Annotated in this window: 11 protein-coding genes and 1 pseudogene; 7 read left to right on the top strand and 5 right to left on the bottom strand. The window is 60.2% G+C overall.

Annotation, left to right across the window (positions count from 1 at the left end; translation table 11 throughout):
• The first annotated feature begins 16 nt into the window (after positions 1–16).
• The 5 genes from pvdN to AC3WN7_RS16905 all read left to right on the top strand — a co-directional run bounded on the left by pvdN (position 17) and on the right by AC3WN7_RS16905 (position 8,443).
• A complete protein-coding gene (gene pvdN / locus AC3WN7_RS16925) occupies positions 17–1,297 on the top strand; it encodes a pyoverdine-tailoring periplasmic protein PvdN (RefSeq protein WP_095968019.1) in 1,281 nt (426 codons plus the stop codon).
• A 16-nt stretch (positions 1,298–1,313) separates the two neighbouring features.
• A complete protein-coding gene (gene pvdO / locus AC3WN7_RS16920; RefSeq protein WP_102674347.1) occupies positions 1,314–2,186 on the top strand; it encodes a dihydropyoverdine dehydrogenase in 873 nt (290 codons plus the stop codon).
• Positions 2,187–2,377: 191 nt separating this feature from the next.
• Complete coding sequence (locus AC3WN7_RS16915) at positions 2,378–4,027, top strand: cyclic peptide export ABC transporter (protein ID WP_102674345.1); 1,650 nt, start codon at positions 2,378–2,380, stop codon at positions 4,025–4,027.
• A 127-nt stretch (positions 4,028–4,154) separates the two neighbouring features.
• Entirely contained in the window at positions 4,155–6,572 is a 2,418-nt protein-coding gene (locus AC3WN7_RS16910; protein ID WP_102674344.1) for a TonB-dependent siderophore receptor, read from the top strand.
• A 257-nt stretch (positions 6,573–6,829) separates the two neighbouring features.
• Positions 6,830–8,443 (top strand): diguanylate cyclase, encoded by a 1,614-nt coding sequence (locus AC3WN7_RS16905; protein ID WP_102674343.1) that lies wholly within the window; start codon positions 6,830–6,832, stop codon positions 8,441–8,443.
• 41 nt (positions 8,444–8,484) lie between these two features.
• On the opposite strand, the gene AC3WN7_RS16900 is transcribed toward AC3WN7_RS16905, so the two are convergent.
• The 5 genes and pseudogenes from AC3WN7_RS16900 to AC3WN7_RS16880 all read right to left on the bottom strand — a co-directional run bounded on the left by AC3WN7_RS16900 (position 8,485) and on the right by AC3WN7_RS16880 (position 10,697).
• Complete coding sequence (locus AC3WN7_RS16900; RefSeq protein WP_102674342.1) at positions 8,485–8,763, bottom strand: hypothetical protein; 279 nt, start codon at positions 8,761–8,763, stop codon at positions 8,485–8,487.
• Between the two features lie 91 nt (positions 8,764–8,854).
• Positions 8,855–9,361 (bottom strand): PaaI family thioesterase, encoded by a 507-nt coding sequence (locus AC3WN7_RS16895; protein WP_102674341.1) that lies wholly within the window; start codon positions 9,359–9,361, stop codon positions 8,855–8,857.
• 66 nt (positions 9,362–9,427) lie between these two features.
• The gene (locus AC3WN7_RS16890; RefSeq protein ID WP_095968130.1) at positions 9,428–9,964 is read right to left on the bottom strand and encodes a glyoxalase superfamily protein; all 537 of its coding nucleotides are present in this window, start codon (positions 9,962–9,964) and stop codon (positions 9,428–9,430) included.
• Positions 9,965–10,128: 164 nt separating this feature from the next.
• A pseudogene (locus AC3WN7_RS16885) lies at positions 10,129–10,239 on the bottom strand (GNAT family N-acetyltransferase); the annotation flags it as partial.
• Positions 10,240–10,307: 68 nt separating this feature from the next.
• Positions 10,308–10,697: a MerR family transcriptional regulator gene (locus AC3WN7_RS16880; RefSeq protein WP_102674340.1), complete on the bottom strand. Its 390-nt coding sequence runs from the start codon at positions 10,695–10,697 to the stop codon at positions 10,308–10,310.
• A 74-nt stretch (positions 10,698–10,771) separates the two neighbouring features.
• On the opposite strand from AC3WN7_RS16880, the gene AC3WN7_RS16875 reads away from it, so the two are divergent.
• Both AC3WN7_RS16875 and AC3WN7_RS16870 read left to right on the top strand, forming a co-directional pair.
• A complete protein-coding gene (locus AC3WN7_RS16875; protein WP_102674339.1) occupies positions 10,772–11,851 on the top strand; it encodes an SDR family oxidoreductase in 1,080 nt (359 codons plus the stop codon).
• Between the two features lie 91 nt (positions 11,852–11,942).
• Positions 11,943–12,842 carry a DMT family transporter gene (locus tag AC3WN7_RS16870; RefSeq protein WP_102674338.1) on the top strand — a complete coding sequence of 300 codons (900 nt, stop codon included), beginning with the start codon at positions 11,943–11,945 and terminating at the stop codon, positions 12,840–12,842.
• The last annotated feature ends 263 nt before the right edge of the window (positions 12,843–13,105 follow it).

Genomic DNA, 13,105 nt, shown 5'->3' with positions numbered 1-13,105 from the left:
AAAGCGAACCGAACCCATGACCAACCGTCGTTCATTCCTCAAGCAGGCCGGTATTCTGGCGGCCGGCATTCCCCTGGCCTCGGCCGTGAACCTGCCGGCACTGGCCGCGACCCCGGCACCCTTGCCCAAGGACAAATGGGACCAGTTGCGCCAATTGTTCACGCAGGACCCGAACTACCTGCACTTCGCCAACTTCCTGGTGACCTCGCACCCGCGTCCGGTGCGTGAAGCCATCGAGATGCACCGCGCCAACCTCGATCGCAACCCCGGCCTGGCCATGGACTGGCATCGCGGCGAAACCGAACGCCGCGAAGAAGAGGTGCGCGTCTGGGCCGGGCGCTATTTGAAAGCCAAACCGTCGCAGATCGCCCTGACCGGCAGCACCACCGAAGGCCTGGCGATGATCTACGCCGGCATCCACGTGCGCCCGGACCAGGAGATCCTCACCAGCGAACACGAGCACTACGCCGCCAACAGCGTGTTCGAATACCGCACCCAGAAGGACGGCACCCAGGTTCGCAAGATCAAATTGTTCGAAGACCCGTACAAGGTCTCGACCGCCGAAGTGCTGGCCGCGATTGAACGCAACATTCGCCCCGAGACCCGCGTACTGGGCATGACCTGGGTGCACTCCGGCAGCGGCGTGAAGCTGCCCATCGGCGAAATCGGCAAACTGGTGGAAGAGAAAAACCGTGGCCGCGAGGACAAGGATCGCATCCTCTACGTGATCGATGGCGTCCACGGCTTCGGCGTGGAGAACCTCGACTTCCCGGACATGCACTGCGATTTCTTCATCGCCGGTACCCACAAATGGATGTTCGGCCCACGGGGCACCGGGATCATCTGCGCCCGTTCCGACGAGCTCAAGGACGTGACCCCGACCATCCCGACCTTCTCCGAAGCCACGCAGTTTTCCACGGTGATGACCTACGGCGGCTATCACTCGTTCGAACACCGCTGGGCATTGACCGAAGCCTTCAAGTTGCACCTGGACCTGGGCAAGGCCGAGGTCGCGGCACGCATCCATGACATCAACAGCTACCTGAAAAAACGCTTGCAGCAGCACCCGTCGGTGGAGCTGGTGACGCCACTGTCACCGGAGTATTCCGCCGGTTTCACCTTCTTCCGCATCAAGAACCGCGACTGCGAAGAAGTCGCCAATTACCTGATGGATCAGCGCGTGGTGTGCGATGCCGTGGACCGTGATGTCGGGCCGATCATTCGAGTGTCGCCGGGGTTGCTCAATACCCAAGCGCACATCGACAGGTTGATGGAACTGTTGGCCAACCAGGCCTGACTGAGCGAGAGCCATTATGAAAAATACCCTGAATAAACTTGGCGCCCTGACGCTGTTGGCCGTGCTCGGCAGCGCCTTGCCCGGCCTCGCCCAGGCCTACACTGCGCCATTGCCCGGCAAGGTCTTCAAGGATTGCCGCAACTGCCCGGAAATGGTCGTGCTGCCCGCCGGCACCTTCACCATGGGTACCCCGGACGACGAAGTCGGCCGCGAGCCTGATGAAGGCCCGATGCATGAGGTGACGTTCGACAAACCGTTCGCCATGAGCCGTTACCAGATCACCGCCGGCGAATGGAACCAATACATGAAGGAAACCGGCATCACCCTGCCCGACGGCGACACCCGCCCCGGCCGCGCGTGCACCAACGGCAAGCCGAGTTACCCCCAGGGCCCGCGCCAGCCGGCGGTGTGCATGAACTTCGCCGAGGTCAGCGCCTACGTCGCCTGGCTGTCGATGAAAACCGGCCAGCACTACCACATCGTCAGCGAAGCCCAGCGCGAGTACGCGGCCCGTGGCGGATCGACGGGCGCGTTCCCCTTCCCGTTCGACCCCGGCACCGAGTACAGCATCGCCACCCACGCCAACACCTACGGCCCGACCGACGGCTACAGCTACAGCTCGCCGGTCGGCAGCTTCCCGGCGAATGCCTTTGGCCTGTACGACATGCACGGCAACGTCTACGAGTGGATCGCCGACTGCTACCACCCGGACTACGTCGGCGCGCCCACCGACGGCAGCGCCTGGACCGAGCCCGACTGCGACACCCTGCGCATCCGTGGCAATGACTGGGGCGAAGCACCGGTGTTTTCCCGTTCGGGCAACCGCAACGACATCGACCCGCAGACCCGTGGTGACTGGATCGGATTCCGTGTAGTACGCAGTCTCTAACCTCCCCCCACACCTTGTGGGAGCGGGCTTGCTCGCGAAAGCGGAGGGTCAGAAAAGTTGATGTTGACTGACACGACGCCTTCGCGAGCAAGCCCGCTCCCACAGGTTTTGTGTCGCCCACCCTTTAAATTAAGCCCTCCATCAGACGTTCTACTGGGTATCTGCCTCAAGACCCAAGGAACCCTCTGCTCATGACCCAGCCAACGCGCGGTGCAATTCATGAATTGTTCAGCCTCCTGAAACCGTTCCGGCTCGTCGTCAGTCTGTCGATCGTCCTGGGCATGGTCGGCGGCTTGAGCGTGACGGTGCTGCTGGCCACCATCAACAACGCGCTGCACTCGCCGGACGGCCTGACCCAGGGCGTGGTCGCGCTGTTCGGCGGTCTGTGCCTGCTGGCTCTGGGCAGTTCGATCTGTTCGGACATCGGCACCAACTACGTCGGCCAGCACATCATTGCCAAACTGCGCAAAGAGCTGGGGGAAAAAGTACTCTCGGCGCCCATCGAGCAGATCGAGCGCTACCGCAGCCACCGGTTGATCCCGGTGCTGACCCACGACGTCGACACCATCAGCGACTTCGCCTTCGCCTTCGCGCCGCTCGCCATTTCCCTGACCGTAACCCTCGGCTGCATGGGTTACCTGGCGATGCTGTCGTGGCCGATGTTCCTGATGATGGTGCTGGCGATTGCCATCGGCACCGGCATCCAGTTCTACGCGCAGGGCAAGGGTATCCAGGGTTTCATGGCCGCCCGCGACGCCGAAGACGAATTGCAGAAGCACTACAACGCCATTGCCGGCGGCGCCAAGGAATTGCGCATCCACCGTCCGCGCCGCCAGCGCATGTTCGTCAAGGGCATCCAGGGCACCGCCGATTTCATCTGCGACACCCAGGTACGTTCGATCAACACCTTCGTGATCGCCAAGACCCTCGGCTCGATGTTGTTCTTCGTGGTCATCGGCCTGGCGCTGGCCCTGCAATCGTTCTGGCCCAGCGCCGACCAAGCGGTGATGAGCGGCTTCGTGCTGGTGCTGCTGTACATGAAAGGCCCGATCGAGCACCTGGTCAGCACCTTGCCGATCGTGAGCCGGGCGCGCATCGCCTTTCGCCGCATCGCCGAACTGTCGAGCCGGTTTTCCTCGCCGGAGCCGCACCTGCTGCTCAACGACCAAGGCACCTCGCCGGCTGTGGTCAACAGCCTGCAACTGAACAACGTCAGCTACGCCTTCCCCGCCGCACCGGGCAGCGACGCGTTTCGCCTGGGCCCGGTGAACCTGACCATCGCGCAAGGCGACATCATTTTCATCGTCGGCGAAAACGGCTGCGGCAAGACCACGCTGATCAAGTTGCTGCTGGGCCTCTACGCCCCGCAACACGGCGAAATCCTGCTCAACGGCCAAGGCATCGATGCGCACAATCGAGACGACTACCGCCAGCTGTTCACCACGATCTTTGCCGACTACTACCTGTTCGATGACGTGGTGCAGGGTGACCAGCACATCCCCGAAGATGCCAATGCCTACCTGCAACGCCTGGAAATTGCGCACAAGGTCAGCGTCCGGGACGGCCGTTTCACCACCACCGACCTGTCCACCGGCCAGCGCAAGCGCCTGGCGCTGGTCAATGCCTGGCTGGAAGAACGCCCGGTGCTGGTGTTTGACGAATGGGCCGCCGACCAGGACCCGACCTTCCGCCGCATCTTCTACACCGAGCTGCTGCCGGACCTCAAGCGCCTGGGCAAAACCATCATCGTCATCTCCCACGACGACCGCTACTTCGACATGGCCGATCAACTGGTGCGCATGGAATCGGGCCGGGTCATCACTGAGCGCACGACCGCCTGACAGCGGTGATTGCAAGCAGGTTGTTGTTTTTTTGAAGTTTTTTTTCCGGTTTAGGCAAAGTGGCCCGTCTAATAATAATTATCATTAACTAAAAAACTGCACACACACTTCTGGAGCGATTCGAGCAATGCAAAGCCTTACTCTGTCCCGCGCACCCTTGGCATTAGCCATCGATCGGCAAAAGAAATTCCGAACGGTCGTGCCGGGTGCGCTGTTGACCCTGTTGCTGCTGGGCACTTCCCAGGTCGAGGCGGCCCCGGTGAACGTCAACGTGCCGGCCCAGTCGCTGGCCAGTGCATTGCGCGAACTGGGCCAGCAGACCAACCTGCAGATTCTCTACAGCCAGGACATGGTCAACGGCATCAAGTCCACGGCGGTGTCCGGCAACATGGAACCGGAACAGGCACTGAAAACCTTGCTGCTGGGGAGCGGCATCAATTTTCAGTTGAATGGCAACACCGTGTCGCTGGTGCCAGCGGTCGGTGACTCCAGTGCATTGCAGCTGGGTGCGACCTCCATCACCGGCGTGGCGTTGGGCCCGACCACCGAAGGCACGCATTCCTACACCAGCGATGAAGTGACCATCGGCAAAGGCAACATCAAGCTCAAGGACATGCCGCAGTCGGTGTCCGTCGTCACGCGCCAGCGCATGGACGACCAGAACATGAACAGCCTGCAGGACGCCATGCGTCAGGTCACCGGCGTGACCATCAAGACCTACAACTCCGGCTCCAGCCTCAACGACGTCTACATGCGCGGCTTCCTCGTCGACCAGGTGCAGGTCGACGGCGTCTCGCAACCCACCGGCCAGGGCGACATGGCCACCAGTTTCGACCTGGCGATGTACGACCGCATCGAAGTGCTGCGCGGTCCGTCGGGCCTGTACCAGGGCGCAGGTGAGCCCGGCGGTACGATCAACGTGGTGCGCAAGCGCGCCCTGGGCAAATTCGCCCTCGGTGGCGAGCTGGCCGCCGGCTCCTACGATCACTACCGTTCCATGGTCGATGTCACCGGCCCGCTGAACGACCAGGGCACCGTGCGCGGTCGATTCATCACCGCCTACGAGAACAACCAGTCCTACGTCGACTACGCGCAGAACGAACGCCCGATGGTCTATGGTCGCCTGGAATTCGACCTCGACCCGGCCACCACATTGTCGGTCGGTGGCGCTTACCAGAAGAACAACTCCACCCCGGCCTTCGGCTTGCCGGCCTATGCCGATGGCACCTTGCTGGACGTTCCGCGCTCGACCTTCGTCGACGCCAAGTGGAACACCCTGAACGAGAAGGTCTGGGAATCCTTTGCCGAAGTTGATCACGAACTGGACAACGGCGGTCAGTTCAAGACCACCCTGACCTACCGCGACGCCGAAACCCCGGAGCGTAACTTCACCTGGGCCGACGGCGCGGTCGACCCGGCCACCGGTGACAGCTGGGCCGTGGCCTACGACTACTACACCCACATCAAGACCATTGGCGTCGACAGCTTCGTCACCACGCCGTTCGAGTTCGCCGATCGCCGCCACGAGTTCACCCTGGGTGCCGAGTACCAGCACCTGGACAAGGACTTCACCTACGGCGGCGGTGAGTACTTCCCGATCAACGTGTGGGATCCGGGCAGCATCGACATCCCCCGCAACGACTATGCGCACGTCAACGGCAACTGGTCCAAGTCCGACCAGTACGGGGTCTATACCCGTGCCAAGTTCAACGTCACCGACTGGCTCGATGTCATCGGCGGCAGCCGTGTGACCTGGTACGAAGCCGACGCGAAGAACGCCAACGCCTTCTTCAACAACTTCGGCGAAGCCCACACCAGCATCAACCGCAAGGTCGTGCCATACGGCGCCCTCATCGGCAAGATCACCCCGGAACTGTCGACCTACTTCAGCTACACCGGCGTATTCAAACCACAGAGCGAAATCGGCGCGGACGGCGAGCCGGTCGGCCCGCGCGAAGGCAAGCAATACGAGATCGGCCTCAAGCGCGAGTTCTACGACGGTCGCCTGAACGCCAGCATCGCGGCCTTCCGTATCTACGATGAAAACCGCGCCGAATACGACAACAACTCCGGTGCCTACATGACCGAAGGCAAGGCACGCAGCGAAGGTTGGGAAACCGAGCTGAGTGGCAACCTGACCGAGAACTGGAGCATCGTCACCGGTTACGCCTACACCTCCACCAAGTTCCTGGACGGTGATGCGGCCAACAAAGGCAATACCTTCAGCACCATCACGCCCAAGCACAACTTCAACCTGTGGACCAAGTACGAGTTCACCGACGGTCCGCTCAAGGACTTCAGCGTCGGCGGTGGCGTGCGTGCGGTCAGCGACACCTACTACCAGCGTGACGTGAAGTTCGAACAAGGCGGCTATGCCATCACCTCGGCGCAGGTTGGCTACAAGTTCAACGAAAACCTGTCCTCGACACTGACCGCCAACAACCTGTTCGACCGCAAGTACTACGACCGCGTCGATGCCTCCTGGGGCACCAACTTCTACGGCGACCCGCGCACCGTGACCCTGAGCCTGCGCGCGCAGTACTGATTGCCGGCAGCTAATGCCTGTCAGCCGAGGCGCAGACCCTGTGGGAGCGAGCTTGCTCGCGATGACGATTGCACAGTCAACATCATCGTTGACTGACATTGCGCTATCGCGAGCAAGCTCGCTCCCACAGAAGTTGCAGCAGCCAAAGCCTTGCCCGATTCTGTTTTCTGTGGCGTGCATGTGACAACTCGGCGCTCTCTGCCTATCCTGCAAGGCAGTCTTTGCCCCCCTCACAACACACCCTTCATGGATCGAAAATGGCGACACCTGCGGATGCCCCCAACAGTGCCATCAACGAGCAAGGTAGCCGCGCGAAGCTGTCCAGGCCCCTGCCCATCAACCTGCGCGGACTGATTCTTTTCTTCGTCCTGCTGTCGGTCCTGGCGACGCTGTGCAACAGCCTCTACGTCGCTTACCGGGTGCAGCGTCAGTCCCTGATCCATACGACGCTTGAGGCCAACGCAGCCTATGCCGCAAAAGTCGCTTCCAGCATCGGTGAGTTCCTGAATTCGGCGCACAGTCGCTTGAACTACAGCGCCAACACGCTGGGCCGGCACTGGAACGACCCCGAAGTGCTGCGCAAAGAAGCCATACGCCTGCAAGCCCAGGATGCCGACTTCAACTCCATTGCCATTGTGGATGCGACAGGCAAAGTCCTGCAGGCCTATCCGGATACTTCGCAGATTGTCGGCGCCACGTTGACGTCGGAGGGCATCCAGCAGGCGCTCAAGGAACGTCGTCCATCGGTCAGCGCAGCTTACGTTTCCGCGGCGGGCAACCTGGTGGTGTTCATTTCACAACCGGTTTTCAACCCGTCAGGAGCGTTTCTCGGCGTCGTCGGCGGCTCGGTCTACCTGCTCAAGCAAAGCACCTTTCATACGATCATCAGCCGTCACTTCCATCACGAAGGGACCTTTGCGTTCATCGCCGACGGTAATCGGCGGCTGCTGTATCACCCGGACGATAAGCGCATCGGTGAGGTCCTGGGCTGGAGCCTGACGGTCGATGCGGCCTTGCGCGGCGAACGTGGCTCCCTGGAAGGCCCGAACTACAAGGGTGTTCCCATGCTCGCCGGTTTTGCCCAGGTGCCAGACGCCAACTGGGCGGTTGTCGCGCAACAACCCCGGGACCTCAGCCTGGCACCGCTGGGGCAACTCATGCGCGACATGGTCCTGGGCATGATCCCCGCCGGGCTGTTGGGGCTCGGATTGATTTTGCTCGGGACCACACTGATCGCCCGGCCGTTGCGCCAGTTATCGGCAGCCGCCGACCAGTTGGCCGCCCCGCAAACGAGCGAGCAACTGCGGCAAGTCCATGCCTGGTACCGCGACGCATCGGCCATTCGCCAGGCCATGCTGACCGGTGTGCAACTGCTCCAGCAAAAGCTTGGCCAACTCAGCCACGAAGCGCAAAGCGATCCCCTGACCGGCCTGGCCAATCGAAGGGCCATGGGCGGCGTACTGGATCTGCTGGCAAAAACCGGGCAAGCCTATTCGGTGCTGGCGCTGGATATCGATCACTTCAAAAAGGTCAACGACACCTTCGGGCATGACGCCGGTGACGTGGCCCTGAAAGAGGTCGCCGGCATCCTCAAGCAGAACTCCCGGACCGGCGACCTCGCCTGCCGCGCCGGTGGTGAAGAGTTCGCGCTGATCCTTCCGGATACGCCGCTGGATACCGCCAGGGTCATTGCCGAGCGGATACGCGAGCACATCGCACAGACCGAGGTGCCGCAGGTTGGAAAGCTGACGATGTCCATCGGCGTGGCTTGCCGGAGTGCGGACACCCCGATGCCCGAAAGCGTACTGAAACTGGCCGATGAGCGTCTTTATCTGGCCAAGCAGAGCGGGCGCAACCGGGTGATGGCATAGACGTCGCGTAATGTCCGGGAAAAACCGGTCGATTCAGGCTGTCACTGCGTGGGTTCTTTTTCTTCGTCCTTCGAACCACTTGAGGTCGCGGCATCCTTTTCCATCGCTTGCGAATCGGCGCCGGAGTTTGAGCCCGCGGCCTCCTCGCCCTTCTTGTCGGCCTTCTCGTCTTTGGCTTCAGCGCCTTGAGGCTGGTTGATGCCAGGCACGGCAGCAGGCGGGACAGCGGAACCCGCCGTCGCGTTCTCGGCGACCAGCGCAAAAAAAGAGCCCGTCGACAACAGACCCGCAGCCATGAGTGCGAGCATTTTCCTGTTCATTATTGGGGTCTCCCCGGTGAGGTATAAAACCTTGGAAGACCCGGCATCGTAAAAGGTGCTGGCTCGCTGACGAACGGCGAAGGCGCCGGGATCAGGAATCGACCTTGTTGTCGTGCGCGGCGGCCCTGAGTTGCTCGGTATCGACGCGCACAAACGTGGAGTCCCCGACAGCGGTCAGGACGTCCCCGGCGAACACCTCACAGATGACGCGACTTTTGCGCCCGACATCACCCTCGACTTTTGCCCGCAATGTCAGGCGTACGCCCATCGGGGTGGGCTTGAGGTACTTGATGCCCAGGTTACCGGTGACGCAGGTGACGTGGGGCAAGCTGCCCACTTCGCGCTGTTCGGCGCGGTAGTGATAAGCCATCGCGGCCCAGTTGGAGTGGCAATCGACCAGCATCGCGATCAAACCGCCGTAAACCAGCCCCGGCCAGCCGCAATACTTGTCTTCGGGCATATGCTCGGCCATGACATGCACCCCGTCTTCATGCCAGAAGCTCTTGATGTGCAGCCCGTGCGGGTTCTGGCTGCCGCAGCCATAACAAACGCCTTCAGGCGCGGCGATGTCTTGAAGCGAAGTGTCCTGCGTGGTCATGGCGTGTTCATCCTGAGTAGCTGGTGGTTCAAAGCGGACCGGGTCGCCCCAGCCCGCACCGCGTGATCAATATTGGCAGAAGCGAATCCGATTGCCGAACGGGTCGTAGACCTGCAACTCCTTGCCCCAGCCCTGCTGAACAATCTCCGGGCGTCCATAGCCGTAGCGCTTGCCCAGCAGTTCATCCCTGAGCAGTTCGATGTTTTGCATCGGCACAAACACCGTCGAGCCCGGGCTGGCATCGCCGTGATGTTCGGAAAGGTGCAGGTGCAGCCCGTCGCGGCTGATGCCCAGGTACAGCGGCAGATCAGCCTCGAAGCGGTGCTCGAACTCGACGCTGAAACCCAGAAAATCCAGATAGAACTCCCGGGCCTTGGCTTCGTCGAAACTGCGCAAAATGGGGATGGGTTTATCGAAGGTAATGCCCGGCGCTGGCGGGGTATCGGCCTGGGCCAGCAGCGCCGACGCGGTGTTCCAGTCCTTGTAGCCCAGTTGCTGCGCGACCAGTTCCAGCGCAGTGGAGTGGGTCACCGCCTGATTGCGTTCCTCCAGCGAGGCGCGCAACTGTTTGGCCATTTGCTTGGCTTGCTCGATTGAAAACATGTCTGCTCCTGTAGCCGAGATGCTTTGGTGCTCGCATTGCCAAACCTCGACCGTCAAGAGAGGCGACAGGGTTTGCATGAGGTGCAGATGCTTTCACCTTTCCCAGCGGGAGCGAGCGGCGGGCAGCATCGGGCCGATGTCGATAATACATAGCGGCTGCCGAGTTATGAAGTGGGCTTCCTATGCGTCGCAAAGTCATCCCGTATCGGCTGGAACCCGCAGCGCAGGTAAAAGGCAGCGCCCTCGGGTGTGTCCGTGGACAGTCGCACAACGCGCAAATGCCCGTCTCATGGGCTTGAAACTGAAAGCAAGCTGCAGCTCCCGTTACGCAGATGCTGACAGTTCAGTTGGAAGAGTTGTTCAGCTGCTGAAGCTCAAGTTGCTTGGCAGCACTGGCTTCGAGGCTTGCACGCTCTTGGTCCAGATACCGATAAATGCTTTGGAAGTTGGCGATTTTCTGTTTGATTTCCGCCATCTTCTTTTCAATTAGCTTGGCGCCGTCAGCACAATCGATCAGTTTGTTGCGCTGCGCATCCAGAATCTCGCCTATTTCCCCCAGGGAAAACCCCATGCTTTGCGCGCGCTGGATAAAGTCCAGATCCTGCAGAGTTTGCTCTGTGTAAACGCGATAGTTGTTAGTTTGCCGCAGCGGTGAGATCAGGCCGATTTGCTCGTAGTAACGCAGCGTATGGCGGCTGGCGCCGCTACGAGTCTCGAGTTCGCCGATTTTCATGAAAACACCGCTTGACTATAGAGTTGGGTCGATAGTTTACGCTTGATTTTTCACCTTGAACAAGGAGCAGGGAAATGAGCGTGGAGTGCTTTGTCACGGGGGGTACCGGCTTTATCGGTCAACATTTGGTGGCGTACCTGAGTGCAAAAGGTCACACCATTCGGGTGTTGATGCGGCGCCCAGAGCGACTGGCTGCATTGCGCGAGCAAGTCGACAATTTGGGAGGTTGCGCGACCCGGGTATTTGCCGTGGCTGGCGATCTGGAACGGGACAACCTCGGGCTGAGTCTTCCTGACCGAGAAGTATTAAGGCGCTCCAGAGTCATATTCCACTTAGGCGCCCACTTCGCATGGGGGCTTTCCGTGGAGCATTCTCGTGCGGTGAATGTGGAAGGGGCAAAGCGCGTGGCGCTGTTGGCGGCTGAGCAAAAAAGCCGGTTAGTGATGATCGGCGGCTACATGCTGAAAAACCATGAACATCTGCAACGCATCGGAATTGACCCTCGTTTCCCGGAGCTGACGGACTGGCCTGCCGTCTACCGACGTGTCGGTGGTTACGAGGGGAGCAAGCTGGAGGCGCATTTTGCGACCCTGGAGCTCATGTCCACCAAGGGCGGAGAGATTACCGTTGTCCACCCTGCGACGGTTTGTGGCCACAGCCGCACGGGGCATATCCTTGACGGTCAGCCGCTGGTGGAGCTGATACGCAACCTTGTACAGGGAAAGCTGACTGCAGTGCCTGGTACCGCCGAGCACTGGCTGCCACTGGTTACCGTGGATTACCTGGTCGAACTGGTGGCGGTTTGTGCTTTTGATCCTGCCATGGCGGGCCAGGAACTGCTGGCGCTCGATGACCAAACTCCCAACTTGCGAGAACTGCTGGTACAGGTGGCACAACCGTTGGGCTTAAAGTCTCCCAAGCATTACATTCCACTGCGCTTGCTGAAGTTGCTACTGAGTATTCCTCCCGTTGCGCGTTTTTTGAATACAAAACCCGAAGCCCTGGACTTTATCCAGACCACTCGTTTTGATACAACGGCGTTCGAGCAATTTGCCAACAGGCATGGAATAGCCAAACCGGATATACGTCAGTCTTTGCAGCACACTGCAACGTTCGTCAACTCATATTGCATAGCCAAGGGCCAGGCCCTCTGACTGCTCCCTTGGGGGCTATCCGCAAACTTTGCGCCGTCGATGCAGGGCGGCATTCTATCGAACGACAATTCAGCGACAGGGATCGTCAACAATGCAGTCTACTTTCAGCAAAGGCGTCATATTTGCACTCTGCGCTGCAGCGCTGAACGCAACGATCGGTGTACTCAGCAAAGTGCTCATGAGTAATGGCTTCACCGCCAGCAGTGTCGCTGTCATCAAGACCGTACTGGGTTGCGTGCTTCTCTCGATCTTGCTGTTTTTCCTCAAGCGCCCGGCGGCGTCGACCAAATGGACTCAGGCGGCTATCTGCGCATTCCTTGGCATCTTTGTGCTGTTCCATTTCGAAACGTCCGCCTATCGACACTACGCTGCGGCAGGTGTGGTGGTGGTGCTGATGGCCAGTGCCTCAATTTCCTCGATCATTCTGGGGCGCATTTTCCTCAAGGATGCCATCACCGCGAACGCTACCGTTGGCGCCGCACTGGCTATCGCCGGGATCTCGGTGATCTTCGGCGGCGACCTGCAGCAGGGCTTTACCCTGCAAGGTGCTGCGCTTGCCTCCATGGCCGGCTGCGGCTATGGGGCCTTTTCGGTTGCCATGAAGCGTATGGGTGTGTCGGGGGGGCTGCACTTCACCCGTCAATTGTTGTTCTTTGGCAGCCTGTACCTGCTGATGCCGGCTGCGGCCGATGGTTTCGCGATGGGCGAGCTGTCGCCGCTGGCGATCGCCGCGCTGCTGGCACTGGCCACGCTGCCGACAATCCTGGGCTTCTTCTGCACCACCAAGGCCATCGAGTATCTCAAGCCTTCCCAAGTGCAAGCGCTGGAGCTGACCGAGCCACTGTTCGCCGCGCTGCTGGCGTTTGTGGCGCTCAATGAAGTACCGCGTGAAAGCCTGTACGCGGGAGCGGCACTGATCATCGTCGGCCTGTGTTTCTCCAATGAACTGATTCGCCTGGGCAGCAAAACATCCGTCCCTTCGACCGAGTGAGCTATTTTCGGATCCTGGTTACTTTAGTAATCAGTGGTTTTTAAGTGTTTTGAGCGACTGACAGCTTCTGGTCGATTCTGTTGAAAAAGTCGGTCTACCCAAACTGCCTGATCATTTACTCGTGAAAACGCCTTTTTCGCACGCTGCTACGTGAAATCCGAGTCCGGAAGCCTCTGCCAAAAGTAAAGATTTCAATCTCGGACGCGTACTTTTCGGATGCGCAAACCATGGTCGACTTTTTCAACACAATCGGTCGATTTCTG

It is taken from the genome of Pseudomonas sp. FW305-70 (assembly GCF_058783925.1).
Note: the sequence above shows the minus strand (reverse complement) of the source record. Positions and strands in the feature narration are given on the sequence as shown.

Coding starts and splice junctions, on each gene's coding strand:
- pvdN (WP_095968019.1), top strand. CDS start 17: ATGACCAACCGTCGTTCATTCCTCAAGCAGGCCGGTATTCTGGCGGCC.
- AC3WN7_RS16915 (WP_102674345.1), top strand. CDS start 2,378: ATGACCCAGCCAACGCGCGGTGCAATTCATGAATTGTTCAGCCTCCTG.
- pvdO (WP_102674347.1), top strand. CDS start 1,314: ATGAAAAATACCCTGAATAAACTTGGCGCCCTGACGCTGTTGGCCGTG.
- AC3WN7_RS16890 (WP_095968130.1), bottom strand. CDS start 9,964: ATGTTTTCAATCGAGCAAGCCAAGCAAATGGCCAAACAGTTGCGCGCC.
- AC3WN7_RS16875 (WP_102674339.1), top strand. CDS start 10,772: ATGAGCGTGGAGTGCTTTGTCACGGGGGGTACCGGCTTTATCGGTCAA.
- AC3WN7_RS16880 (WP_102674340.1), bottom strand. CDS start 10,697: ATGAAAATCGGCGAACTCGAGACTCGTAGCGGCGCCAGCCGCCATACG.
- AC3WN7_RS16900 (WP_102674342.1), bottom strand. CDS start 8,763: ATGAACAGGAAAATGCTCGCACTCATGGCTGCGGGTCTGTTGTCGACG.
- AC3WN7_RS16895 (WP_102674341.1), bottom strand. CDS start 9,361: ATGACCACGCAGGACACTTCGCTTCAAGACATCGCCGCGCCTGAAGGC.
- AC3WN7_RS16905 (WP_102674343.1), top strand. CDS start 6,830: ATGGCGACACCTGCGGATGCCCCCAACAGTGCCATCAACGAGCAAGGT.
- AC3WN7_RS16870 (WP_102674338.1), top strand. CDS start 11,943: ATGCAGTCTACTTTCAGCAAAGGCGTCATATTTGCACTCTGCGCTGCA.
- AC3WN7_RS16910 (WP_102674344.1), top strand. CDS start 4,155: ATGCAAAGCCTTACTCTGTCCCGCGCACCCTTGGCATTAGCCATCGAT.